Here is a 24956-nt window from a genome sequence, read left to right as displayed (position 1 = left end):
GATGGCGACGCGCGATGTGCCCGTTCAGTGCGAGCGGTGCTCGCCGGGCGTGTCGTCGGTTGGCGGTTCTTCGTCGGTGCCGCCGATCTTGTATTTCTCGGCAGCCCACGCGCCGAGATCGACCTGCTTGCAGCGCTCGGAACAGAAGGGACGGAAGCGGTTCTCGGGAGTCCAGCGGACATCTCTACCGCAGCTTGGGCATTTGACTACAGTGACCATTCGATAAAACGTTCAATCGCAAACAATGAAGCCAACTAAGTGAGGCTGTTCGCGTTAGTTTAAAGACTGCACAGCGTCAACTGGAACGGCACGTCGACATCGACCGCGCGCGGACGCAGATCGCCGTCCTGCACGGTGAAGCGCACCCACAACATGTACTTGTTGGCACTGGCCTCCGGAATCACCCGCAATTCCGGTGCCACGCGTACCTGCATCAGCTGATACGTGCGACCCGACAGCATTTGCTGGTAACTGCCCTGCATGGCCATCACTTTCGACGCCTGCCCCGATTCGCGCGCAAGCCGCAGCACGATGGCAGCTGCGTCACGTAGCGGCAGAAGCGGCATGACCCACTTGGCAATGTCCTGGCGACGCTGGTCGGGATGCGTCTGCTGCCACGCGTAGTACGACGGAAGATCAAACTTGCAGGTGCCGCCCGGGATGATCGCGCGGCTGCGAATGCTCGCGAGCCATTCGTTGTCAGCAAGATGCTGGCCAGTCTTGCCTTGCATTTGCGTCAGCCCGGCGAGCGTCTGTTCGATTTCGCCGAGGACGGCTTCGAGTGCGTTCTGCTCGATGCCGGGATTACCGCGAAACGGAGCGAGCGTTTGACGCTGCCGCTCCAGTTCCTTCATCAAATCGGACTTCAGATCCGCGCGGCCCGCGACTTCCGAGATTTCGAACAGCGTAGTCAGCGCGACGTGATGTTCCCTGGCATCTTCCTGAGTCAGAAAGAACGTGAAGCGCTCGAACAGATCTTCGAGGCGCAGCAGCGTCCGGATTCGCTCATTGAAGGGATACTCGTAAAGGATCAAGCGGGCTCGCCTCGGGCGTGGTCGGTGACGGAATTGCAGGACATTCTAATGCCGTGAGACTACCCTAGCAATCACACACTTTTTTGGCGAGCTTCTGTCAATTTTTGAGCGGTATTACGCGCATTCGTTGCGTGTAGATGCTGATCCCGACAACATGCGCGCACGCTACCGACAATGCACAGAATCGCTCACGGCTTAGGCACCCGCGAGCGAAACATACGTGCGATGAAGCTGATCGACGTCAACGTCGAGTTCTTCGAGGGAGCGGTTGTCGTTGACGATTACGTCGTCGGCGGCGGCAAGGCGCGCTTCGCGCGTGGCCTGGCGCGCGATGATCGCGAGTACCTGTTCGCGCGTGAACGCATTGCGGCGCATGACGCGCGCGATCTGCGTCTCGACGCTGCAATCGACGGCCAGCACGCGATTCACACGCGTTTTCCAGCTACCTGATTCGACGAGCAACGGCACGACGACGATCACATAAGGTCCCGGCGCCTGTTGACGCTGACGCTCTGTCTCCGCGCGGATCAAAGGATGCGTGATTGCTTCGAGCCGTTTGCGCGCATTCTCGTCGCTGAAAACCAGCGCGCGCATACGGGCGCGATCGAGCGAGCCGTCTGAGGCAACGAATGACGGACCGAACTCCGTCGCGATGGACGGCATGGCGAGCCCCCGCGGCGCGGTGATGCGATGCGCAATCACGTCGGTATCGACGAGGGTCACGCCGCGTTTTGCGAACAGATCGGCAACCGTGGACTTGCCGCTGCCGATGCCGCCCGTCAATCCAACAGCAAACATGCGTCAGCCTCCCAAAGCCATGTAAAGCGGCGTGCCGACGAATAGCGTCACGGCGCCGCCTGCCGCGAGGAACGGACCGAAGGGCAGCGGCTCTTCGAAACGCATGCGCCCGATCCATGTCGCCACCAGGCCGACGACGGCGCCCGTCACGGCGGCAATCAGAATGATCTGCGGCAGCGCGGCCCAACCGAGCCACGCGCCGAGCGCGGCGAGCAGCTTGAAGTCGCCATAACCCATGCCTTCGACGCCTCGCACGATCTTGAACACCCAATGTACGCACCACAGCGCCAGATAGCCTGCAATCGCGCCGATCACGGCGTCGTGCAGACTCGCGAACACTGCATTGAAATTGACGATGAGGCCGGCCCAGAGCAACGGCAAGGTCATCGAGTCCGGCAACAGGTGTGTGTCGATATCGATCGCGCTCATTGCCAGCAGCGTCGCGCATAGGGCGAACGCAGCGAGCGCGGTGCCCGTTGCGCCAAACGAGATGAGCGCGCCCAGGGCCAGCGCCGCGCTCGACAGTTCGAGCAGCGGATATCGAAAGCTCACGTGCGTCTTGCAGTGCGAGCACCGGCCGCGCAACAGCAGATAGCTGAGCACCGGGACGTTCTCCCACGCGCGCAGCACGTGGCCGCAATGTGGGCATGCGCTGCGCGGCAACCAGAGGTTGTAGCGCTCGGGCAGGCCGTCTTCATCGAATGCGTGGTCCGTCGCTTCGCTCACTTCGGCGCGCCATGCGCGCTCGAGCATGATCGGCAAGCGATGCACGACAACGTTCAGGAAGCTGCCGATCACCAGACCGAACGCAATCACGAATGCGATCTGCGCACCCGCAGGCAACATGCCGAAGGCCGCGCCGAGGCTGTCTGCGAAACGGGCGAGCGGGCCGCTGAAGGAAGGTTCTGACACGGACGTGAGCGTGGTCGGCATGATCGATTGTCTGGATTCGGCTGCGATGCTACTACACCACGTTGCCAAGTTGGATGATGGGAAGATACATCGCGACGACCAGCCCGCCGACCAGCCCGCCCAGCACGACGATCACGAGCGGCTCGCACAGGCTCGCGAGGCCCGCAATCTTTTCGTCTACCTGACGATCGCTCAGCGACGCCACGTCGAGCAGCATCGTATCCAGCGTGCCCGACTCTTCGGCGATGGCGACGGGTTGCACGATTTCTTCGGGGAAACATTGCGCTTCACGCATCGCGGGCGCGAGCCGCACGCCGCGTCTAAGTTGCGCTGAGATCGCGACTGTCGCGCGATCGAACCAGGCGTTGCCGGTTGCATGCGTGAGCGAATCGAATGCATCGGCGAGCGGCGTGCCGGCCGACAGTAACGTGCCGAGCGCGCGGCTCCAGCGCGCTGCGCACAGCGTCGTGAGCAGCGAGCCGGCGACGGGCAGACGCAGCATCGCGCGGGCGAACTGAAGACGAGCCGCTTCCGAGCGCCGCAACACGCGACGCATCGCGAACATGAGCACGCACGCGAGCGAGGCGAGTGGCACGCTCCAGCGGCCAGCCGCGGCGGACATCGCGAGTACGAGTTGCGTCGGCGCCGGCAGCTTCGCGCCGAAGCCGTCGAAGATCTGCTTGAACGTCGGGACGACCCACACGAGCAGCGCGGCTGTGATGGCGAGCGCGAGCAGCAGGATCGCGACGGGGTAGGTGAGCGCGGCGCGCACTTTCGCGCGCTGGGCGGCAGCGCGCTCGCGGTCGTCGGCGAGCCGTGCAAGGACGGTCGACAGCGCGCCCGATGCCTCGCCGACCTCGACCAGTTGGCAGTACAACGCGCCGAACTGCGCCGGGTGACGGGCAAGCGCCGACGAAAAGCCCAAGCCCGCGGTGATATCACGCGCTAACGCGTGCAGGATGCGCGGCATGCCCTTGGTTCGCGCGTGCTCATTCGATGATGCATGCGCCAACAGTTCGAGCGATGGCGCAAGCGGCAAGCCCGCGCGCAGCAGACTCGACAGCTGGCGAGTGAACAATGTGACGTCGGCGGCGCGTGCTGTGGGCTGAGGCGCTGCGCCGCGCGCAGTCCATTCGACGGCATAGAGTGCGTCCTGTTTCAGCAACGCGCGCGCTGTCGAGAGATGCGGCGCGATTACCATTCCGCGCCGACGCACGCCTTGCGCGTCGAACGCACGCCACTCGAAGCGCTGTTCCTGGATGGTCGTAGCCGTCATGCGACCTCCGTTGCGCTCAATGCTTCGGCGAGGCTCGTCGTGCCGTCGAAAGCGCGGGCCAGCGCGGCTTCGCGCAAGGTTTGCACGCGCTCGATGTGTGCCTGTCGCGCGATCTCATGCGTACCGGCGCGCGCGACGATGAGTTCGCGCATCGCGTCCGAAACGGGCATGGTTTGATGAATGCCGATTCGTCCGCGAAAGCCGATCCCATGACACGCTTCGCATCCCTGTGGAACGTAGGGGCGCCAGTGCGCTATCTGATCGTCGGACACGCCGGCCGCGCGTAGCGAAGTGGGCGTTTCCGGCGCAGCTTGCCTGCATGCAGGACACAGACGCCGCACCAGCCGCTGCGCCGTGACAAGTCGCAGCGCGGCCGCGAGGTTGTAGGGCTCGACGCCGATGTCGATCAGACGCGCGATGGCCGCGGGCGCATCGTTCGTATGCAGTGTTGACAGGACGAGGTGCCCTGTTTGCGCTGCCTTGACTGCGACGTCGGCTGTCTCTTCGTCACGGATTTCGCCGACCATGATGACGTCCGGGTCCTGACGCAGGAACGCCCGCAGCGCGACGGCAAACGTCAACCCGGCCTTGTCGCGCACGCTGACCTGGTTGATGCCCGCGAGCTGGATTTCGGCTGGATCTTCGACCGAACAGAGATTGCGCGACTCGGCATTCAGCAGTTGCAGGAAGCAGTACAGCGACATCGTCTTGCCGCTTCCCGTCGGACCCGTGACGAGCACGAGCCCGTGAGGTGAGCGGATCGACCGGTCCACGATGTCGCGCTGCCCGGGCGCGAGTCCGAGCGAATCGAGCGAGAGATTTGCGGGCAGCGCTTCGAGCCGCCGCAGCACGAGTTTTTCGCCGAACAGCGTGGGCAGCGAGTTCACGCGATAGTCTTCGACGCGACCTGCCGCGATTGGCAGGCGCAAGCGGCCGTCCTGCGGCACGCGCCGCTCAGCGATATCCATGCGCGCCAGCACTTTCACGCGCGTGATGAACGCGTCGCGCAGATGCGCGGGTGGCCGCCCAAGCTCGTGCAGCACGCCGTCGACGCGCAGACGCATCCGCCAGCCGTGCTCCATCGGTTCGATGTGCAGATCGGATGCGTTGAGGCGCGCGGCTTCCTGCAGCGTGTCGGCGAGCAGGCGTACGGCGGGCGGGCTGTCCGCGTCAGGCGTGGTGGGTTGAAGCGCCGGCCTGTTCGTGGCGACGTTGGGCGAGGGTGCTGCGGACAGAGAAGAGGTGCGCATGGGAAGCCGGCTGCGAGCCGCCTGTAAAACATGACGGCTCATCATCCGGTATCGCGCAGGGGGCCGCTATTCAGCCGAATGGCCAGGTGCGCGGTCAGCGGCCGACAAGCCGCTTGATCTTCGACCCCGGTGCGGGACCGGGGCGAAAGATCTTAACTGTTCTGATTGCCTGATCGTCGCTGCGAAGAACTTCGATTTTGATGTCGTTGATCTTTACGCAGACATCGCCTTCTGGAATTTCTTCGAGAACTTCCAGGATCAATCCGTTCAGCGTTTTCGGGCCGTCCGTCGGCAACTTCAGTTGCAGCCAGCGGTTCAACTCGCGCAGCGGCATGCTGCCAGCGACGATGCATTCACCTTCCTCGTTCCAGCCGCCGCGCGAACTGGCGCTACGCGGCACGGACGTCGTGAACTCGCCGATCAGTTCCTCGATGATGTCCTCGGGTGTCACGAGTCCCTGCAGTTCGCCGTACTCATCGACGACGAGCGCAGTGCGATGACGGCTTTCCTGGAAGAACTGGAGCTGCTGGAAAACGGGCGTGCCCGTCGGCACGAAGTACGGCTCCGCGAGCAGTTCGCGCAGCGTGTCGCGTTCCAGTTCCTGGTTGTGCAGGGCGGATAGCGTCTTGCGCACGTGGAGCACGCCGAGCACTCGGTCGAAATCGCCTTGATAGACGATCAGCTTGTTGTGATAGCAGGTTTCGAGCTGATGCATGATCTGCTCGAATGGCGCGTCGAAGTCGAGGGCTTCGATGCGGCGGCGCGGGATCATCACGTCGTCGACCGTAATGTTTTCGAGGTCGAACAGGTTGAGCAGAATGCTGCGGTGCTTGGTCGGCATGAAGCTGCCGGACTCGAGCACGATGGTGCGCAGCTCCTCCGTCGACAGCCGCTGGTCGTGCGCGCCCTTGGTATTGATATGCAGCACGCGCAGGATGGAGTTCGCGAACAGGTTGACGAACCAGATCAGCGGCTTCGACACGCGCATGAGCGGCGCGATCAGCAGGCTGGCGGGAAGCGCGATCTTTTCCGGGAACGTTGCGCCGACGATCTTCGGCGTGATTTCGGCGAACACGATGATGAGAAACGCGACGATACCCGTCGCGATCGACAGCACGACGTTATTGCTGCCGAAGGTGTGCAACGCGATCGACGTGGTCAGCACGGGGATGATCGTGTTGAACAGGTTGTTGCCGATCAGGACGGTGCTGAGCAGTTCATCCGTGCGCGCGAGCAGGCCTTGAGTGGTCTTCGCGCCGAGCGCACCCTTGGTCGCGAGATGTTTCAGGCGATGGCGGTTGATCGCCATCATCGCTGTCTCGGAAATGGCAAAGAAGCTGGAGCAGATGAGAAGCAGGACGACGGCGCCTATTTGCGCCCATAAGGGAAGTTGTTCCACGCGACGTGAATAAGAGAAGGGGAGGGATTGGGAGAATATAGCAGAGGGGCTGGGAGCCCTCAGTGGGCGGACGGGCAGCTTGGATCTCGCGCAGCCTTTCAATGCGCGGCAGTACGCGATTGCCCCTGTCCGTACGACGGACGAAAAAAAACCGCGCAATGCGCGGTTTTTTCATAATCTGGTCGGGGTGAGAGGATTCGAACCTCCGGCCTCTACGTCCCGAACGTAGCGCTCTACCAGGCTAAGCTACACCCCGATTTGGTACTGCGGTTCACTCGATCCGGACTAATCCGGCGTTTCAGTCTTATTTAAGACTGCCTCGTCGTCGAGTAAGAACATAATTCTAGCAGGCTTTCTTTGTAAATGGAATCGGGAAACGAAGAAATTGCTGCAACTGCGGCCTGTGCTTCCTGCTTCGCGCATTCGAGCGTGTGATCCAGCGCGCCGGAACGCGTGATGGCCTCGAAAATTTCGTCGAAGCGGTCCGTGCCGCCTTGCTCGATTGCCTCGCGCGCAAGCGCCGCCTGCTCTGCCGTGCCGCGTTCGATCAGATAGATGAGTGGCAGCGTCGGCTTGCCTTCACGCAGGTCGTCGCCGGCGTTCTTGCCCATCGATTCCGGCGTGCCCGTGTAGTCGAGCCAGTCGTCCATGATCTGGAATGCCGTGCCGATGCGCCGGCCGAATTCTGCTGCGGCAGCTTCAATGGTCGCGTCCGCGCCCGCCAGCACAGCGCCCAACTGAGCCGCCGCCTCGAACAGTTTCGCCGTCTTGTAGCGGATCACCTGCATGTAACGCGCTTCGTCGACGTCGGCGTCGTGCATGTTCAACAACTGCAGCACTTCGCCTTCGGAAATGATGTTGGTCGCTTCCGAAAGAATCTCCATCACACGCATCTTCCCCACGCCGACCATCATCTGGAACGAGCGGGAATACAGAAAGTCACCGACCAGCACGCTCGCCGCGTTGCCGAACAGCGCATTCGCCGTCTGGCGGCCACGGCGTAGATCGGATTCGTCGACGACGTCGTCGTGCAGGAGCGTGGCCGTATGGATGAACTCGACGACGGCCGCCAGTTCGTGCCGATACCCCGTCCTGTCGCCGAGCGCGCCTGACACGAGCAACAGCAGCGCGGGCCGCAGGCGCTTGCCTCCGGCACTGATGATGTACTCGGAGATCTGGTTGATCAGCATCACCTCGGACGCCAGACGGTGCCGGATGACGCGATTCACCTGCTGCATGTCTTCGGCGATCGGAGCGAGCAGATTTGCTGCGTTGGGGGTGGGGGTGGCGGTTGACGACATGGTGGCGAATTCGGGTAGTGCCGCGAATTATAAGGCGAACTGCGGCATTTCCGCGCCGGACACCATTAGTTCATGGCCGTTTTGACCCGTTTGCGGATGGATCGCCTGCATTTGTCGCGCACGGGACGGGTGATCGCGGTCGTTGTCAACTGATTTTGACCGCGCAGCTAACTCTATGTATAATCGAGGGTTTCCGCGCGTGGTGCGTGGGGAAAATGAATCCAGAGTGAGGTTTTCAATGTACGCGGTCATAAAAACCGGCGGCAAGCAGTATAAAGTTGCTGTCGGCGAAAAACTTAAAGTAGAACAGATACCGGCAGACATTGACGCTGAAATCACGCTCGACCAGGTTCTCGCAGTGGGCGAAGGCGAATCGATTAAGTTCGGTACGCCGCTGGTCAGTGGGGCTTCCGTCAAAGCTACCGTCGTGTCTCAAGGTCGTCACAAGAAAGTGACCATCTTCAAGATGCGCCGCCGGAAGCACTACCAGAAGCATGGCGGCCACCGCCAGAACTACACCGAACTGCGCATCGACGCGATCAACGCGTAAGCGCATCGGGCAAGGAGCTAACAAATGGCACACAAAAAGGCAGGCGGATCGTCCCGGAACGGCCGCGACTCCGAGTCGAAGCGACTTGGCGTGAAAGTGTACGGCGGTCAGGCGATCCTGGCTGGCGGCATCATCGTGCGTCAACGCGGCACGCGTATGCACCCGGGTGAAAACGTCGGCATCGGCAAGGACCACACCTTGTTCGCGCTGACGGACGGCCACGTCAAGTTCACGACGAAGGGCGCCGGCAAGAAGCATCTGGTCAACGTCGTCCCGGCTGCTGTCTGAGCTTAGTCAGGCACGGGCTTCAGGACCGGAAAAAAGGCCCCGCGAAGTTTGCGGGGCCTTTTTGTTTGCAGGCTTTTCGGACTTCTATTCGCGGACCTGCGCCGTTGCGGCATCTCGTTGTCGCGATGGGACAAGAATCAGACTCAAACTGGCCGTTTGGCCAATGGTGCGCGCGCGTCACGCGCGGCAAAATAGCAATACCTACGGGACGGAGTAACGCATGAAGTTCATTGACGAAGCGAGGATTGAAGTCATCGCCGGCGACGGAGGAGATGGCAGCGCGTCGATGCGCCGCGAGAAATTCGTCCCGTTCGGCGGTCCGGACGGCGGCGACGGCGGCCGCGGCGGCAGCGTCTTTGCAGTCGCAGACCGCAACATCAACACGCTGATCGACTACCGCTACGCGAAAAAGCATCAGGCGCGCAACGGCGAAAACGGTCGTGGCTCGGATTGCTATGGCAAGGGCGGCGACGACATCACGTTGCGCATGCCCGTCGGCACGATCATCACCGACATGGATACGGGCGAGCTGATCGCCGACCTTACCGAGCACAACCAGACTGTGCAGATCGCGCAGGGCGGCTCGGGCGGCCTCGGTAACCTGCATTTCAAGTCCAGTACGAATCGCGCGCCGCGTCAGAAGACGGAAGGCAAGCCGGGCGAGCGCCGGATGGTGCGCCTCGAATTGAAGGTGCTGGCCGACGTCGGTTTGCTCGGTATGCCGAACGCAGGCAAGTCGACGTTTATCTCGTCGGTGTCGAACGCGAAGCCGAAAATCGCGGATTATCCGTTCACCACGCTCGCGCCGAATCTCGGCGTCGTGCGCGTCGGGCCGAGCCGCAGCTTCGTGATCGCCGACATTCCGGGGCTGATCGAAGGCGCGGCGGAAGGCGCTGGCCTGGGTCATCAGTTCCTGCGGCACTTGCAGCGCACGGGCTTGCTGCTGCATATCGTCGATCTCGCGCCGTTTGACGAAGCTGTAGATCCCGTCGCGGAAGCGAAGGCGATCGTCAACGAGCTGCGCAAGTACGACGAAGAGCTGTTCGGCAAGCCTCGCTGGCTCGTGCTGAACAAGCTCGACATGGTTCCTGAAGACGAGCGCGAAGCACGCGTGGCCAAATTCCGGAAGGGCTTCGAATGGGATGGCCCGGTCTTCGAAATCTCGGCGCTCACGGGCCAAGGCTGCGAAAACCTGTGCTACGCCGTGTACGACTACATCTCCGAGCATTCGGATGCGCACCGCGAGGCGGAAGCCGAGGATCTGGCCGCTGACGTGCGCTTCCGCGAGGGGCAGGCGGGCGGTGCCGCGGGAACACCCGTCGAGCCGCAGGAGTAAGCAGCCGTACCCTGGACGCCGGCGCACTCCCAGCATGCGCCGGCCTTACGAATCATCTTGGAGACCGCGCACAATGCGTTCCGTTATCGCAGATTCCAGGCGATTGGTGGTGAAAGTCGGTTCGAGTCTCGTCACGAACGACGGGCGCGGGCTCGATCACGCGGCGATTGGCCGCTGGGCCGCGCAGATCGCCGCGCTGCGCGAGCAGGGCAAGGAAGTCGTGCTCGTCAGCTCGGGCGCGATCGCCGAGGGTATGCAGCGCCTTGGCTGGACCAAGCGTCCGCGTGAAATCGACGAACTGCAGGCGGCCGCGGCCGTCGGTCAGATGGGGCTGGCGCAGGTCTATGAAAGCCGCTTCGCCGAGCATTCCATTCGCACCGCGCAAATCCTGCTGACGCATGCCGACCTGGCCGATCGCGAACGCTATCTGAACGCGCGCTCCACGCTGCTGACGTTGCTGCGCCTTGGCGTGGTGCCGATCATCAACGAAAACGACACCGTCGTCACCGACGAAATCAAGTTCGGCGACAACGATACGCTCGGTGCGCTGGTCGCGAATCTGATCGAAGGCGATGCGCTGATCATCCTGACCGACCAGCAAGGTCTCTTCACCGCAGACCCGCGCAAAGATCCCACTGCGACGCTCGTCCAGCAGGCCGATGCGGGCTTGCCGGAACTCGAGGCGATGGCGGGCGGTGCAGGGTCGAGTCTCGGCCGCGGCGGCATGCTGACGAAAATTCTCGCGGCGAAGCGCGCGGCTCACAGCGGCGCGAATACGGTGATCGCGAGCGGCCGTGAGGCGGACGTGCTCGCGCGGCTCGCATCGGGCGAGGCGATTGGCACGCAACTGATCGCGCGTACGGCCCGCATGGCCGCGCGCAAACAGTGGATGGCGGACCACCTACAGGTGCGCGGGCATGTGGTGATCGACGATGGCGCCGTTGAAAAGCTAACGGAAGGCGGCAAGAGTCTGCTGCCGATCGGCGTGGTTGGCGTGCAGGGCGCGTTCGCGCGCGGCGAGGTGATTGCGTGTCTGAGCCCGTCGGGGCGCGAGGTGGCGCGTGGGCTGACGAACTACAGCAGCGCGGAGACGAAGCTGATCCAGCGTCGTCCGAGCGGCGAGATCGAATCGGTGTTGGGTTACATGCTGGAGCCCGAACTCATCCATCGGGACAATCTGGTGCTCATCTAGAAGCGCTCCCGTCCGCGACGCCCAGAAAAAAGCCGTTCCATCGCAAGATGGAACGGCTTTTTGTTGCGCCTGCATCGAGCCGCGGAGCCTTCCGCGGGCGGATGATAGACCGTCGTGTCAGCCTCCGCGAATCAACGTGCTGTTCACGCGCTTGTACCTGATATTGTTCAGAATCGCATCCGCCTTGCCGACGGGCAGCTTGCTCGTGCAGAAGTAATCCTGATATAGCGCCGCGTGATACGCGTTCAGATCGCCGTTTTCGATGCGCGACCAGTCGTTTTCGACCGTCCGGTCCCAACCGTCGTGATCGGCGTTGAGTCCTGCGTACAGCTTCCACGAGTAGTCCTCGCAGCGAATCCCTTCGTAGTTCACGTTGCGCGCGCCGCTCGGGCTCGTGACCACCACCGTGTAGCGAATCACGCCGTCGCTGTCGACCGTCAGCGATTTTGCATCGAGCGCGAACTGCAGCGGTGTGTTCTGCGAGACGGTGAACGGCAGCAGATCGCCGGGCTGCGGCATGGCCGGGAGCGTATCGACTTTCTTTTCGGTCCACGTCGACGGCCGGTCGAACAGATACTGAAAGTCGCTCTTGGGTCCCTCGGACTTGGAAGCGTCAGTCGGCGTGGAACTCTTGGTGCTCGAACAGCCAGCCAGCAGAACGCCCGCGGCGACACACGCCGCGGCGAAAGCAAATACTTTCAATGTGATTTCCTCGAAACGCCGGCGCAGCGTGTCACACGCCGCACCGGCAGATGCGGCCTGGACAGCCGCTTAGCGTCAGTCGCGTAGCCCCGGTGCCTGAACGGCCGCGGGATCTTCCGTCGACGAACAGTCAGACCCGATTGTCGCACGCAGCGTAGTCTCGACTACAAATGACGTCGTGACGGTCGTCACGGACGCTGCGGACTCCATCGACGCCCCAGGCGGCGCATTCACCGACGATGCCATCCGTGGATAGCGCTGCCCGTGATGATGTCCACCGGGCCGTTCCGTGCGCGGCGCAGGACGCCGCAGGAAACGGGACAATTCCGTTAACGCCAGCTGATACACATCCCGCTTGAACTCGATCACACAGTCGAGCGGCACCCAGTATTCGTTCCAGCGCCAGGCATCGAACTCAGGGTGATCGGACGCGCGCAAACAAATGTCGCAATCGCGTCCAACCATCCGGAGCAAGAACCAGATCTGCTTCTGGCCGCGGTAATGGCCGCGGACCTCACGCTTGATGAACTTGTCAGGCACCTCATAACGCAACCAGTCACGCGTGCGACCGATAACCTTGACGTGCTCCGGAAGCAGGCCGGTTTCTTCGTGCAATTCCCTGAACATCGCCTGCACGGGGGTCTCACCATACTTGATGCCCCCTTGCGGAAACTGCCAGGAATGTTCACGCAGACGCTTGCCCCAAAACACCTCGTTGTGCGCGTTCAAGAGGATGATGCCGACGTTCGGGCGAAAGCCTTCACGATCCAGCATACAACCACCTTCGAATCCTTTAAAATTGCTTTGATTATAAACAGATAACGGGTCTGACGCACCGCCTCGCACCAGATTGGCGCGATTGCCCGCAACAAGCCTCGTCCAACGCCTCGAAAGCCGCTTTCCGGCGCTTTTGGCGCGTCGTCGGACAAGTGCTCGCGCATGCGACAATCGCTTTTCGGCCTGTCGCAGCGTGCGCCGGCATGACCAGGCGCTCAGGCGCGCGAACCCATCGTCTTACCCTTTCGGGCGGCCACTTTGGTCCGCCGCTTTTGGAAAATTCTGAATGAAAGCCTCCCGATTCTTTATTGGCACCCTGAAGGAAGCGCCCGCCGACGCGGAAATCGTCAGTCACAAGCTCATGGTGCGTGCCGGCATGATCCGGCGCGTCGCTGGCGGCATCTACAACTATCTGCCAATTGGCCTGCGTTCGATCCGCAAGGTGGAAGCGATCGTGCGCGAGGAAATGAACCGGGCAGGCGGGATCGAACTGCTGATGCCGGCTGTGCAGCCGGCGGAGCTGTGGCAGGAATCGGGCCGCTGGGAAAAATATGGTCCCGAACTGCTGCGCTTCAAGGACCGCAAGCAGACTGACTTCGTGATCGGACCGACGCACGAAGAAGTCGTGACGGACATCGCGCGCAACCAGATCAAGAGCTACCGTCAGTTGCCCGTGAACTTCTATCAGATCCAGACGAAGTTCCGCGACGAAATCCGTCCGCGTTTCGGCGTGATGCGCGGCCGCGAATTCATCATGAAGGACGCGTATTCGTTCGATAAGGACATGGACGGCCTGAAAGAGTCGTATCGCAAGATGTACGACGCTTATGTGCGCATTTTCACGCGCCTCGGCCTCGATTTCCGCGCGGTCGCGGCGGACAACGGCTCGATCGGCGGCAGCGGCTCGCATGAATTCCACGTGATCGCCGATACGGGCGAGGACGACATCGCTTACTGCCCGACGTCGGACTTCGCGTCCAACGTCGAAGCGGCTGAAGCGTTGCCGCTGATTGCGGAACGCGCTGCACCGAAGGAAGAACTCAAGAAGACGCCGACGCCGGGCAAGGCCAAGTGCGAAGCCGTCGCCGAATATCTGGACATTCCGCTCGAAAAGACGATCAAGTCGATCATCCTCGCCACCGAAAACGAAGGCGCCGAGCCGACCATCTGGCTGCTGATGCTGCGCGGCGACCACGATCTGAACGAGATCAAGGTCAACAAGCTGCCGGGTCTCGCCGAGTTCCGCTTCGCGACGGAGGAAGAAATCGTCGCGTGGTTCGGCACGCCGCCGGGCTACCTCGGGCCGCTGAACACGAAGAAGCCGATCAAGGTGATCGCGGACCGCACGGTCGCGAACATGAGCGACTTCGTGGTCGGCACGAACGAAGTCGATTACCACACGACGGGCGTCAACTGGGGCCGTGATCTGCCCGAGCCGGTCGTCGCGGACATCCGCAACGTGAAGAAGGGCGATCCGTCGCCGGACGGCAAGGGCGTGATCGACATCTGCCGCGGCATCGAAGTCGGCCACGTGTTCCAGCTTGGCACGAAGTATTCGGAAGCGATGAACGCGACGTGCCTCGACGAAAACGGCAAGCCGCAGCCGATGCAAATGGGCTGCTACGGCATCGGTGTCACACGCATTCTCGGCGCTGCGATCGAGCAGAATTTCGACGACAAGGGCATCATCTGGCCGGAATCGATCGCGCCGTTCGAAGTCGTGCTGTGCCCGATGGGTTACGACCGCAGCGACGCCGTGCGCGAGCAGGCGGACAAGCTGCACGACGAACTGACGGCAGCGGGCATCGACGTGATTCTCGACGATCGCGGCGAGCGTCCGGGCGTGATGTTCGCGGACTGGGAACTGATCGGTGTGCCGCATCGTCTCGTGATCGGCGATCGTGGTCTCAAGGACGGCAAGATCGAGTATCAGGGCCGCCGCGACGCGGAAGCCACGCTGCTGCCCGTCGAAGGCGCGGCGCAGGCCGTGATCGACAAGATCAACGCAGCGCTCGCGCGCTGACGGGAGCGGACGGTGGAGTACAACTTCCTGTCCGCGACCATCCTGCTGATTCTCATCACTGATCCACTCGGCAACATCCCGCTCTTCATCAACTGCTTGCGGGGTGTTGCGCCTCACCGGCGCATCCGCGTGATTCTGCGCGAAGTCGCCATCGCGTTCGTGATCCTGCTGGTCTTCATGCTCGTCGGCGACCGCTTTCTGCGGATGATGAGCCTGACCGATCTGTCGTTGCGCATCGGCGGCGGGATCGTGCTGTTCCTGATCGCGCTGCGGATGATCTTTCCGCATCCCGACGGCCCGTTCGGCGCGGACACGCGCGCTGCCGAGCCGATGATCGTGCCGCTGGCGATTCCGGCGCTCGCGGGTCCGTCGGCGCTGGCGACGGTGATGCTGCTGACATCGCAGGCGCCGAACAAGATGTTCGAATGGGTGGCGGCGCTGACGGTGACGATGATCGTCTGCGCGATCGTGCTGGTGCTCGCGGAGCGCATCCAGCAATGGCTCGGCGAGCGCACGGTGATGGCGTTCGAGCGGCTGATGGGTCTCGTGCTCGTCGCGATTTCAGTGGAGATGATGCTCGGTGGCATCCGCACTTTCGTGCATCAGCTCGAAAAATAGCAGTTGATCGAAGCAACAAAAAAGCGACCCCGAGAGGTCGCTTTTTTTCTGCGGCGTGAGGAAGCGTCAGGCGACTTCCGTCAGCGCGCGGATAGTCGGCAGATTGCGCCAGTAGCCCTTCGCGTCCATCCCGCAGCCGAATACGTAGCGGTCCGGCACTTCGAAACCGCAGAAATCGGGGTGCAGCGGCTTCGCCTTCTGAAGAATTTTCTCGCACAGCACCGCGCTCATGAAGCGCTTCGCGCCCATATCCATGATGCGGTCGCGGATCGCGGCCATTGTCTCGCCTTCATCGAGGATGTCGTCGAGCACGAGCACGACGCGGTCCTTCACCGAACCCGAAGGCGCGACGCGCCATTGCATCTCGGCGCTGCCCTTGATCGCGTTGCGATAGCGGGTGAGGTGGATGTAGTCGAATTCGAGCGGGAAATCGAGGTGCGGCAGCAGCATGCCTGTGAACACCGCTGCGCCGCCCATCACCGACAGCACGAGCGGAAAGTCTTCGGCCATTTCGGCGCGGATCGCCTCGGCCATGTGGCTGATGGAGGCGTTGACGTCGCTGGCCGAAACGATTTCTTCGGAGTGACTGAAAATGTGGAGAGCTTCTTCGCGATTCATGACGTCTGACGGGCGGTAACTGTATACATAGTGTGAAAGACAACGACCCTGCGCGCTACAGCATATACCCGCGCCTTGGTTCGGCATACGCGCCGGGCCGTGGTGGCCGCCGCGCGCTCGCATTTGGCGGCGAGCGCACAACGGCCGGCAAGGATCAGCGCATGCCCGGCAACATGCCCTTCATGCCGCGCATCATCTTCTGCAGATTGCCGCCCTTGAGCTTTTTCATCATGGTGCGCATCTGGTCGTACTGATTCAGCAAGCGGTTGACTTCCTGCACCTGCACGCCCGCACCTGCGGCGATGCGGCGCTTGCGCGTCGCCTTGATCAGATCGGGCTTCGCGCGCTCCTGCGCGGTCATCGAGTTGATGATGCCTTCCATGCGGCGCATCTGCTTTTCAGCCTGGCCCATGTCGGCATTCGACGCGGCCTGCTGGAACTGCGCGGGCAGCTTGTCCATCAGCGACGACAGACCGCCCATCTTCTTCATCTGCGAAAGCTGTGCGCGGAAATCGTTCAGATCGAAATCGCCGCCTTTCTTGACCTTGTCGGCGAGCTTCTGCGCGGCCTGCACATCGACGCCGCGCTGCGCTTCCTCGACGAGCGCGAGAATGTCGCCCATGCCGAGAATCCGGTTCGCCATGCGATCCGGGTAGAAAATCTCGAGGCCGTCGAGCTTTTCCGCGACGCCGACGAACTTGATCGGCTTGCCCGTCACGTGACGCACGGACAGCGCCGCGCCGCCGCGCGAATCGCCGTCGAGCTTGGTCAGCACGACGCCCGTGAGCGGTAGCGCGTCGTTGAACGCCTTCGCGGTGTTCACTGCATCCTGACCGAGCATGGCGTCGACGACGAACAGCGTTTCGGCCGGATTCAGTTCCTTATGCAGCGCGGTGATCTCGTTCATCATCGCTTCGTCGATGCCGAGACGGCCGGCCGTGTCGACGAGCAGAACGTCGTGATAATGGCGCTTCGCCCAGTCGACGGCGGCGCGCGCGATATCGACGGGTTTCTGGTCCGGCTGCGACGGGAAGAAGTCGGCGCCGACTTGTTCGGTCACCGTCTTCAACTGCGCGATAGCGGCGGGGCGGTACACGTCGCACGACACCGTCAGCACTTTCTTCTTGTACTTCTCGCGCAGCAGCTTCGCGAGCTTGCCGACCGTGGTGGTTTTACCGGCACCCTGCAGGCCGGCCATCAGGATAATGGCGGGCGGCGTGACGGCGAGATCGAGTTCGGCGGCCTTGCCTTCGTAGTCGCCGCCGATCACGGCCGTCAGCTCGCGCTGCACGACGCCGACCAGCGCCTGACCCGGCGACAGGCTGGCGATCACTTCCTCGCCGAGCGCCTTCTCCTTCACCTTCGCGATGAAGTCGCGCACGACGGGCAGCGCCACGTCCGCTTCGAGGAGTGCGAGGCGCACTTCGCGCAGCATCTCCTGGGTATTCGCCTCGGTGAGCCGGGCTTCGCCGCGCAGCGTCTTGACGACGCGCGCCATCCGTTGAGTGAGGTTGTCGAGCATGGGGGGCGATGAGCAGTGCGGCCGGCTCCGTCACCGCGCGACAGCGGCGGACTTTGGAGGGCCTGGTGTAAACTTCGAATATGGATATTGTACTGTATGCCCTCACTGCGCTCCTGTACGGCGGTCTCGCCGTCGCGGGCTGGCGCGCGCACCGGCAGGCGTCGGCCGCGCCGCTGCTCGAGAGCGTGTCGCCGCTGTCTCCCGCTGCGCCGCTGCCCGCGGGCGGGCGAGGGCTCGCGGCCGCCTCCGCCGGCATGTCGATGACGACGCGCATCGTGCTGCTCGTCGCGCTGCTCGCGCACGGCGTGCTGCTGCACACCACGATTTTCCCGCACGACGCGATGGTGTTCGGCTTCGCGTTCGCGCTGTCCGCGATGTTCTGGCTCGGCGCGGGCATCTACTGGATCGAGAGTTTCTTTTTTCCGCTCGACGGCCTGCGTCTGCTCGTGCTGCCGCTCGCGTGCGTCGCGTCGCTGCTGCCGCTCGTGTTCAACGGCGTACACGTGCTGTCGTACGCTGCCGATCCGCTGTTCAAGCTGCACTTCCTGATCGCCAACGTCGCCTATGGTCTGTTCGTGATCGCCGCGCTGCACGCGGTGCTGATGCTGCTCGTCGAGCGACGTTTGCACGCGATGCGCGGCGGCGGGCTTGCGCGTCAGAGCGCCGCGAGCAACGACGGCTGGCTGTCGAGCTGGCTCGACACACTGCCGCCGCTGCTCACGCTCGAGACGCTGCTGTTCCGTCTGATCGGCGCGGGTTTCGTGCTGCTCACGCTGACGCTGGTATCGGGCATGCTGTTCAACGAACAACTGCTCGACCGCGCGCTGCAGCTCGATCACAAGACCGTGTTCGCGCTGCTGTCGTGGGTCATGTTCGGCGCGCTGCTGACGGCGCGCAAGGTGTCGGGTTGGCGCGGCCGCGCGGCATTGCGCTGGGTGCTCGCGTCGTTCGTCGCGTTGCTGCTCGCGTATGTCGGCAGCCGTTTTGTCTTCGAGGTGCTGTTGCACCGTCCTGTGGTCTGAGTGTCATGCGACAAATTTTTCTGCTGATTCTGTTGTTCATCGTTGGCCAGTGGCTGGTGAAGGCGCTGCGTCGTGCCGAAGCGTCGCGCACGTCGGCGCGTACGGGTGCGGGCGGCGACGCCGGCGCCAACGCGCGCACGGGCGCGCGCGCCAATGGTCAAGCGAGCGGTAGCGCAAACGGCAAACCCGCCGCTCAACTCGCCGAGCCGATGATCCGTTGCGCCCAATGCGGCGTGCATGCGCCGAAGAGCGATTCCGTGCTCGTCGCGGGCCAGACGTTCTGCTCGCACGATCACGCGCAGCGTTACTCCGCTCGCCCGACGGGCCGCGACGCGCGATGACGGCACACGCCACCGCGCGTTTCACCGTCGATGCAAACGGCTGGATCAACGAAGCGCGCAAGCTGCCGTCGCCGAATTTCGAGGTGCGGCCGAACGGCGCACGTCCTACGCTGATCGTCGTTCACAACATCAGCCTGCCGCCGAACGAATTCGGCGGCACGGGCATCACCGACCTCTTCCTCAACCGTCTCGATTGCGACGCGCATCCGTACTACGACGCTCATCTGCGCGACGTGCGGGTGTCCGCGCATTTCGTGATCCATCGCGACGGCGCGCTGGAGCAGTACGTATCGTGCGACGAGCGCGCGTGGCACGCGGGCGCATCCAGCTTCTTCGGGCGCGAGCGCTGCAACGACTTTTCGATCGGCATCGAGCTCGAAGGGAGCGACGCATCGGCGTTCGAAGCGGCGCAATACGAGACGCTCGCGCCGCTCGTGCAGGCACTTGCCGCGCACTATGCGATCGAGGCGCTCGCGGGCCATTCCGACATCGCGCCGGGCCGCAAGACCGATCCCGGCCCGCACTTCGACTGGCCGCGTCTGCAGCGCGATACCGCGCTCGCCGATCAGTACTTCCCCTATCTGCATCCGTCGACGCGCGCGCCGATAACCCCGTAAGCGCGTGACTTTTTCTGCGCGGTATCCAACAGACAGCGCAAGCGCGCTGTGAGCGCACGTCATTTCCCCGACAGCTTTTTCCGACGCGGGCATCGCAAAAGTCAAGATCGTCAGACCAAATAAAAGAATTTGCGATCACGGTTCAGTACACTATACTTCGTGCCGTTAATCAGTTTTTGCACAAGATGTAGTGTTTGTCAGGCGGCGCCCCGCTCCATGAGCATGGCGCCGTCAGCATTACCGGCACTGAAAAATCTGATGCGGCGCAACCAGTTACGACAACCGGTGCGTCGGCAAATTCGAAGAAAAGGCGCAGCCAAGTGATCGCGACACACACAACGTTGAAGTACGTCCCGACGGATCTGTCGCATCCGGCCTCTCTGTTTCAAGGTTCCCGCTGTTCCTCTTCTTCACCCTCATCGCATGCGTCCGGGGTGGCGCAGCGTTTGTACTAATCCGCGGTAACTCCGCACTATTCCAAGACCAGGAGCTTTGCACATGCAAACCACCGACAACGTGACGACCCGGTTCGAAGGCGCACCCGCTGGCCGCCCCGAAGCGCTCGCACAGGGCGCCGCAGCGCTCGCGCCGCAGACGAGCTACGCCGACTACAAGGTGATCCGTCGCAATGGCAGCGTGGTGTCGTTCGAGCCTTCGAAAATCGCCATCGCCGTGACGAAGGCATTTCTGGCCGTCAACGGTGGTCAGGGCGCGGCGTCGGCACGCGTTCGCGAACTGGTCGAGCAACTCACGCAGAACGTCGTGCGCGCGTTGGTGCGCAGCCGTCCGAACGGCGGCACGTTCCATATCGAAGACATTCAGGATCAGGTCGAACTCGCGCTGATGCGCACGGGTGAGCACAACGTTGCTCGCGCTTACGTGCTGTACCGCGAGAAGCGCAGCCAGGAGCGCAGCCATGAGCCGGAAGTCGCAGCAGGTGCTTCGGGTCTGAACGTGACCGACAACGGCATCACGCGTCCGCTCGATATGGCAGCGCTGCGCGGCATCATCGAATCCGCTTGCGCGAATCTGGGCGACGCAGTGAGCGCCGAGCCGATCGTTACGGAAACGATCAAGAACCTGTACGACGGCGTGCCGATGACCCAGGTCTACGACTCGGCCATCCTCGCTGCGCGCACGATGATCGAGAAGGACCCGGCATACAGCCAGGTCACGGCTCGCATCCTGCTGCACACGATCCGCCGCGAGATCCTCGAAGAAGAAGTCACGCAAGCCGAAATGGGCGAGCGCTATGCCGAATACTTCCCGCTCTTCATCAAGCGCGGTGTGAACGCCGAACTGCTCGACGAGAAGCTGCTGCAGTTCGACCTGAAGCGTCTGGGCGCCGCGCTCGACGCGAACCGCGACCTGCAATTCGGCTACCTCGGCCTGCAAACGCTGTATGACCGCTACTTCCTGCATAGCGACGGCGTGCGTATCGAAATGCCGCAGGCATTCTTTATGCGTGTCGCGATGGGTCTGTCGCTGAACGAGATCGACCGCGAAGCGCGCGCGATCGAGTTCTACAACGTGCTGTCGTCGTTCGACTTCATGTCGTCGACGCCCACGCTGTTCAACTCGGGCACGCGCCGCTCGCAACTGTCGTCGTGCTACCTGACGACGGTCGACGACGACCTCGACGGCATCTACGAAGCGCTGAAGGAAAACGCGCTGCTGTCGAAGTTCGCCGGCGGTCTGGGCAACGACTGGACGCGCGTGCGCGCGCTCGGCTCGCACATCAAGGGCACCAACGGCAAGTCGCAAGGCGTCGTCCCGTTCCTGAAGGTCGTCAACGACACGGCCGTTGCCGTGAACCAGGGCGGCAAGCGCAAGGGCGCAGTGTGCGCGTACCTGGAATCGTGGCACCTCGACATCGAAGAATTCCTCGAGCTGCGCAAGAACACGGGTGACGACCGTCGCCGCACGCACGACATGAACACGGCGAACTGGATTCCCGACCTGTTCATGAAGCGCGTTCACGAAGGCGGCGACTGGACGCTGTTCTCGCCGTCCACCTGCCCGGACCTGCACGACCTGTTCGGCGCGGACTTCGAGAAGGCCTACACGGCTTACGAAGAGAAAGCGGCGCGCGGCGAGATCAAGCTGTTCAAGAAGATCCCGGCGGCGCAACTGTGGCGCAAGATGCTCGGCATGCTGTTCGAAACGGGCCACCCGTGGATCACGTTCAAAGACCCGTGCAATGTGCGCTCGCCGCAACAGCACGTCGGCGTCGTCCACTCGTCGAACCTGTGTACGGAAATCACGCTGAACACGAGCGACACCGAAATCGCCGTCTGCAACCTCGGCTCGGTGAACCTCGTCGCGCATCTGAAGGAACAGGCGGACGGCACGGTTGTGCTCGACCACGACAAGCTGAAGCGCACGATCAGCGTCGCGATGCGCATGCTCGACAACGTGATCGACATCAACTACTACGCGGTCGCGAAGGCGCGTAACTCGAACCTGAAGCACCGCCCGGTGGGTATGGGCATCATGGGCTTCCAGGATTGCCTGCACGTGCTGCGCACGCCGTACGCATCGCAGGAAGCCGTCGAGTTCGCCGACCGTTCGATGGAAGCCGTTTGCTACTACGCATACTGGGCGTCGACGGAACTGGCGGAAGAGCGCGGCCGTTACGCGACCTACCGCGGCTCGCTGTGGGATCGCGGCATCCTCCCGCAGGACACGCTGAAGCTGCTCGAGGAAGCGCGCGGCGGCTACATCGAAGTGGATTCGAGCGAATCGATGGACTGGGCGTCGCTGCGCTCGCGCATCTCGACGTACGGCATGCGCAACTCGAACTGCGTCGCGATCGCGCCGACGGCGACGATCTCGAACATCATCGGCGTGTCTGCATGTATCGAGCCGACGTTCCAGAACCTGTATGTGAAGTCGAACCTGTCGGGCGAATTCACGGTGGTGAACGACTACCTCGTGCGTGACCTGAAGGCGCGCGGCCTGTGGGACGAAGTGATGGTCGCCGACCTGAAGTACTTCGACGGCTCGCTGTCGCGCATCGACCGCGTGCCGGGCGACCTGCGCGCAATCTACGCGACGGCGTTCGAAGTCGATGCAACGTGGCTGGTCGAAGCTGCGTCGCGCCGTCAGAAGTGGATCGACCAGGCGCAGTCGCTGAACATCTATATGGCAGGCGCGTCAGGCAAGAAGCTCGACGAGGTCTACAAGCTCGCATGGCTGCGCGGCCTGAAGACGACGTACTACCTCCGCACGATGGCGGCAACGCACGTCGAGAAGTCGACGGTCGCACACGGCGCGCTGAACGCAGTGCCGTCGAGCGACGGCGGCGCGGGTGGTGCGGGTGGTGCGGGTGGCGCAGCGGGTGGCTTCGGTGTCGGCGGCGGCGTGGGTTCGTCGGGTGTGACGGGCGGCTTCCAGGCATCGGCTGCGCCCGCAGTCGAAGCAGCGCCCGAAGCGGATGGTCCCGTGTGCATGATGCGTCCGGGCGATCCTGGCTTCGAAGAGTGCGAAGCCTGCCAGTAAGCGCAGCGCTTCATATAGTAGAGAGTCAGCCGCCGGCTCCCGCCGGCGGTAGTAGCAAAGCAGCAGACAGGAAGTAGCAGATCAGCAACACGCGATGAGCGGAGTCAGCCGAACGCGCCGCTCATCGCGACACGAAGCCAGCGTGGCGCTCGTTGCAGTCGGAAGAGCAGCAAGCGACGCAGCGAGGAACATCACGTGCTACACCTCATCGACACGTGCGAGGAAACCCTGAACGGCGCTCGCATGATGAAGTCGTAGAGTGAGCGGCGAGATGCCGATACATCACGCACCCGACACGCTTCGCACGACACGCGCAACGCAAGCGAAGCAGCAACGTTTCGAGTTCGGAACAACGCAGAAGCAACGCATACGCATCACTGAAGCAACGCGCTTTCGATCGTGCATCGTGCTTCATCGACACACGTTTCGATCGAATCGCAACGAGTGACCTTCACACACCGATGAACAAAGTGTTGTATGTAGGTCGCAACGCGATTCGAAAACAGGATTTTTCATGAGCGAGCCCTTTTAACGCTCGTGAAAAGATGGTACAAACCGATCTAAATTGATGGTGACATTTATGCTCAACTGGGATGACGAGATCACTGCCGTAACTCCCTCGAGTGCTTCGCAACAAAACGTGTTGCGCAACGCTGCGGGAACGGCCGTCGGTTCGCAAGTCGAAACGCGTTCCGCTCATCAAGCTCCCTCGGCTCAAAACATCTTCGCGAACGACTTCGCAGTCGCTCCGCTGGCAGAGATCAACTCGCCGGCAGTCGCTTCCGAAGCGCGCGTGAATGTCGCCGACAAACGCATCATCAACGGCCAGACTGACGTCAATCAGCTCGTGCCGTTCAAATACAAGTGGGCGTGGGAGAAGTACCTCTCCGGTTGCGCGAACCACTGGATGCCGCAAGAAATCAACATGTCGCGCGACATCGCTCTGTGGAAAGACCCGAACGGTCTGACTGAAGACGAGCGCCGCGTCGTCAAGCGCAACCTCGGCTTCTTCGTGACGGCCGACTCGCTCGCTGCGAACAACATCGTTCTCGGCACGTACCGCCACATCACGGCGCCCGAATGCCGCCAGTTCCTGCTGCGCCAGGCGTTCGAAGAGGCGATCCACACGCACGCATACCAGTACATCGTCGAGTCGCTCGGTCTCGACGAGGGCGAAATCTTCAACGCGTATCACGAAGTCAAGTCGATCCGCGACAAAGACGAATTCCTGATTCCGTTCATCCACACGCTGACCGACCCGGCCTTCAAGACGGGTACGCTCGAGGCAGACCAGAAACTGCTCAAGTCGCTGATCGTGTTCGCGTGCGTGATGGAAGGGCTGTTCTTCTACGTCGGCTTTACGCAAATCCTGGCGCTCGGCCGCCAGAACAAGATGACGGGCGCGGCGGAACAGTACCAATACATCCTGCGTGACGAGTCGATGCACTGCAACTTCGGCATCGACCTGATCAACCAGATCAAACTCGAAAACCCGCATCTGTGGACGGCTGAGTTCCGCGCGGAGATCCGCGAAATCTTCAAGCATGCGGTCGACCTCGAATATCGCTACGCAGAAGACACGATGCCGCGCGGGGTGCTCGGCCTCAATGCGTCGATGTTCAAGAGCTATCTGCGCTTCATCTGCAACCGCCGTTGCCAGCAGATCGGTCTCGATCCGCTGTTCCCGAACGAGGAAAACCCGTTCCCGTGGATGAGCGAGATGATCGACCTGAAGAAGGAACGCAACTTCTTCGAGACGCGGGTTATCGAATATCAGACCGGTGGCGCGCTGTCCTGGGAATAACCCAACGCGTCGCATATGTATTTGATGGGGTTGCCGCTGGCTGTGCCGCGGCAAGTTTGGTGAGGAGCATGACCG

The 24956-nt window shown here is 62.5% G+C and carries 23 protein-coding genes and 1 tRNA gene; 11 read left to right on the top strand and 13 right to left on the bottom strand.

What is annotated here, in order from left to right:
* Positions 1–24: 24 nt before the first annotated feature.
* The 9 genes from BLT65_RS20085 to BLT65_RS20045 all read right to left on the bottom strand — a co-directional run bounded on the left by BLT65_RS20085 (position 25) and on the right by BLT65_RS20045 (position 7970).
* Positions 25–219 carry a DNA gyrase inhibitor YacG gene (locus BLT65_RS20085; protein ID WP_081920924.1) on the bottom strand — a complete coding sequence of 65 codons (195 nt, stop codon included), beginning with the start codon at positions 217–219 and terminating at the stop codon, positions 25–27.
* Positions 220–278: 59 nt separating this feature from the next.
* On the bottom strand, positions 279–1034 hold the full coding sequence (gene zapD / locus BLT65_RS20080; RefSeq protein ID WP_007747120.1) for a cell division protein ZapD: 756 nt from the start codon (positions 1032–1034) through the stop codon (positions 279–281).
* 195 nt (positions 1035–1229) lie between these two features.
* Positions 1230–1832 (bottom strand): dephospho-CoA kinase, encoded by a 603-nt coding sequence (coaE, locus tag BLT65_RS20075; RefSeq protein WP_042307886.1) that lies wholly within the window; start codon positions 1830–1832, stop codon positions 1230–1232.
* A gap of 3 nt (positions 1833–1835) precedes the next feature.
* Entirely contained in the window at positions 1836–2765 is a 930-nt protein-coding gene (locus tag BLT65_RS20070) for a prepilin peptidase (protein WP_091780177.1), read from the bottom strand.
* A gap of 31 nt (positions 2766–2796) precedes the next feature.
* Complete coding sequence (locus tag BLT65_RS20065) at positions 2797–4020, bottom strand: type II secretion system F family protein (protein WP_091780173.1); 1224 nt, start codon at positions 4018–4020, stop codon at positions 2797–2799.
* The gene (locus BLT65_RS20060) at positions 4017–5270 is read right to left on the bottom strand and encodes a GspE/PulE family protein (RefSeq protein WP_091780170.1); all 1254 of its coding nucleotides are present in this window, start codon (positions 5268–5270) and stop codon (positions 4017–4019) included. Before BLT65_RS20060 ends, BLT65_RS20065 begins: the two co-directional genes overlap by 4 nt.
* Positions 5271–5364: 94 nt before the next feature.
* Positions 5365–6669: an HlyC/CorC family transporter gene (locus BLT65_RS20055; RefSeq protein ID WP_091780167.1), complete on the bottom strand. Its 1305-nt coding sequence runs from the start codon at positions 6667–6669 to the stop codon at positions 5365–5367.
* A gap of 179 nt (positions 6670–6848) precedes the next feature.
* Positions 6849–6925, bottom strand: a tRNA-Pro gene (locus BLT65_RS20050).
* Between the two features lie 52 nt (positions 6926–6977).
* Positions 6978–7970, bottom strand: a complete 993-nt coding sequence (locus BLT65_RS20045) for a polyprenyl synthetase family protein (RefSeq protein WP_091780164.1) — start codon at positions 7968–7970, stop codon at positions 6978–6980.
* 238 nt (positions 7971–8208) lie between these two features.
* Between BLT65_RS20045 and rplU the strand changes: the two genes are divergently transcribed.
* The 4 genes from rplU (at position 8209) to proB (ending at position 11336) form a co-directional block, all read left to right on the top strand.
* Entirely contained in the window at positions 8209–8520 is a 312-nt protein-coding gene (gene rplU / locus BLT65_RS20040; protein ID WP_007747161.1) for a 50S ribosomal protein L21, read from the top strand.
* A 24-nt stretch (positions 8521–8544) separates the two neighbouring features.
* Complete coding sequence (gene rpmA / locus BLT65_RS20035; RefSeq protein WP_007747163.1) at positions 8545–8808, top strand: 50S ribosomal protein L27; 264 nt, start codon at positions 8545–8547, stop codon at positions 8806–8808.
* Positions 8809–9028: 220 nt separating this feature from the next.
* Complete coding sequence (cgtA, locus tag BLT65_RS20030) at positions 9029–10144, top strand: Obg family GTPase CgtA (RefSeq protein WP_091780161.1); 1116 nt, start codon at positions 9029–9031, stop codon at positions 10142–10144.
* A 73-nt stretch (positions 10145–10217) separates the two neighbouring features.
* Entirely contained in the window at positions 10218–11336 is a 1119-nt protein-coding gene (gene proB, locus BLT65_RS20025; RefSeq protein ID WP_091780158.1) for a glutamate 5-kinase, read from the top strand.
* A 117-nt stretch (positions 11337–11453) separates the two neighbouring features.
* On the opposite strand, the gene BLT65_RS20020 is transcribed toward proB, so the two are convergent.
* A complete protein-coding gene (locus BLT65_RS20020; protein WP_091780155.1) occupies positions 11454–12038 on the bottom strand; it encodes a CNP1-like family protein in 585 nt (194 codons plus the stop codon).
* Between the two features lie 75 nt (positions 12039–12113).
* Entirely contained in the window at positions 12114–12812 is a 699-nt protein-coding gene (locus BLT65_RS20015; RefSeq protein ID WP_042307909.1) for an RNA pyrophosphohydrolase, read from the bottom strand.
* Positions 12813–13101: 289 nt separating this feature from the next.
* Between BLT65_RS20015 and BLT65_RS20005 the strand changes: the two genes are divergently transcribed.
* Together BLT65_RS20005 and BLT65_RS20000 are read left to right on the top strand one after the other, a co-directional pair.
* A complete protein-coding gene (locus BLT65_RS20005) occupies positions 13102–14838 on the top strand; it encodes a proline--tRNA ligase (RefSeq protein WP_091780151.1) in 1737 nt (578 codons plus the stop codon).
* Positions 14839–14850: 12 nt separating this feature from the next.
* Positions 14851–15456, top strand: a complete 606-nt coding sequence (locus BLT65_RS20000) for a MarC family protein (RefSeq protein WP_042307913.1) — start codon at positions 14851–14853, stop codon at positions 15454–15456.
* Between the two features lie 66 nt (positions 15457–15522).
* Here the strand turns inward: BLT65_RS20000 and BLT65_RS19995 are convergent, their stop codons facing one another.
* Positions 15523–16074: a hypoxanthine-guanine phosphoribosyltransferase gene (locus tag BLT65_RS19995; protein ID WP_091780148.1), complete on the bottom strand. Its 552-nt coding sequence runs from the start codon at positions 16072–16074 to the stop codon at positions 15523–15525.
* A 154-nt stretch (positions 16075–16228) separates the two neighbouring features.
* Positions 16229–17596 carry a signal recognition particle protein gene (ffh, locus tag BLT65_RS19990; RefSeq protein WP_091780145.1) on the bottom strand — a complete coding sequence of 456 codons (1368 nt, stop codon included), beginning with the start codon at positions 17594–17596 and terminating at the stop codon, positions 16229–16231.
* A gap of 80 nt (positions 17597–17676) precedes the next feature.
* On the opposite strand from ffh, the gene BLT65_RS19985 reads away from it, so the two are divergent.
* From BLT65_RS19985 to BLT65_RS19960, 5 genes are all read left to right on the top strand, one after another.
* Entirely contained in the window at positions 17677–18618 is a 942-nt protein-coding gene (locus BLT65_RS19985; RefSeq protein ID WP_091780141.1) for a cytochrome C assembly family protein, read from the top strand.
* A 5-nt stretch (positions 18619–18623) separates the two neighbouring features.
* On the top strand, positions 18624–18959 hold the full coding sequence (locus BLT65_RS19980; RefSeq protein ID WP_091780138.1) for a PP0621 family protein: 336 nt from the start codon (positions 18624–18626) through the stop codon (positions 18957–18959).
* Entirely contained in the window at positions 18956–19576 is a 621-nt protein-coding gene (ampD, locus tag BLT65_RS19975) for a 1,6-anhydro-N-acetylmuramyl-L-alanine amidase AmpD (RefSeq protein ID WP_042307922.1), read from the top strand. The genes BLT65_RS19980 and ampD overlap by 4 nt, the downstream gene beginning before the upstream one ends.
* A gap of 498 nt (positions 19577–20074) precedes the next feature.
* Positions 20075–23077 (top strand): ribonucleoside-diphosphate reductase subunit alpha, encoded by a 3003-nt coding sequence (locus tag BLT65_RS19970; protein ID WP_091780135.1) that lies wholly within the window; start codon positions 20075–20077, stop codon positions 23075–23077.
* A 580-nt stretch (positions 23078–23657) separates the two neighbouring features.
* Entirely contained in the window at positions 23658–24881 is a 1224-nt protein-coding gene (locus BLT65_RS19960) for a ribonucleotide-diphosphate reductase subunit beta (protein ID WP_042307928.1), read from the top strand.
* Positions 24882–24956: the final 75 nt, after the last annotated feature.

The sequence above is a fragment of the Paraburkholderia steynii genome, assembly GCF_900100565.1.
Classification (GTDB): domain Bacteria; phylum Pseudomonadota; class Gammaproteobacteria; order Burkholderiales; family Burkholderiaceae; genus Paraburkholderia; species Paraburkholderia terrae.
The sequence above is the reverse complement of the archived record's forward strand: the minus strand, read 5'-3'. Positions and strand labels throughout refer to the sequence as shown.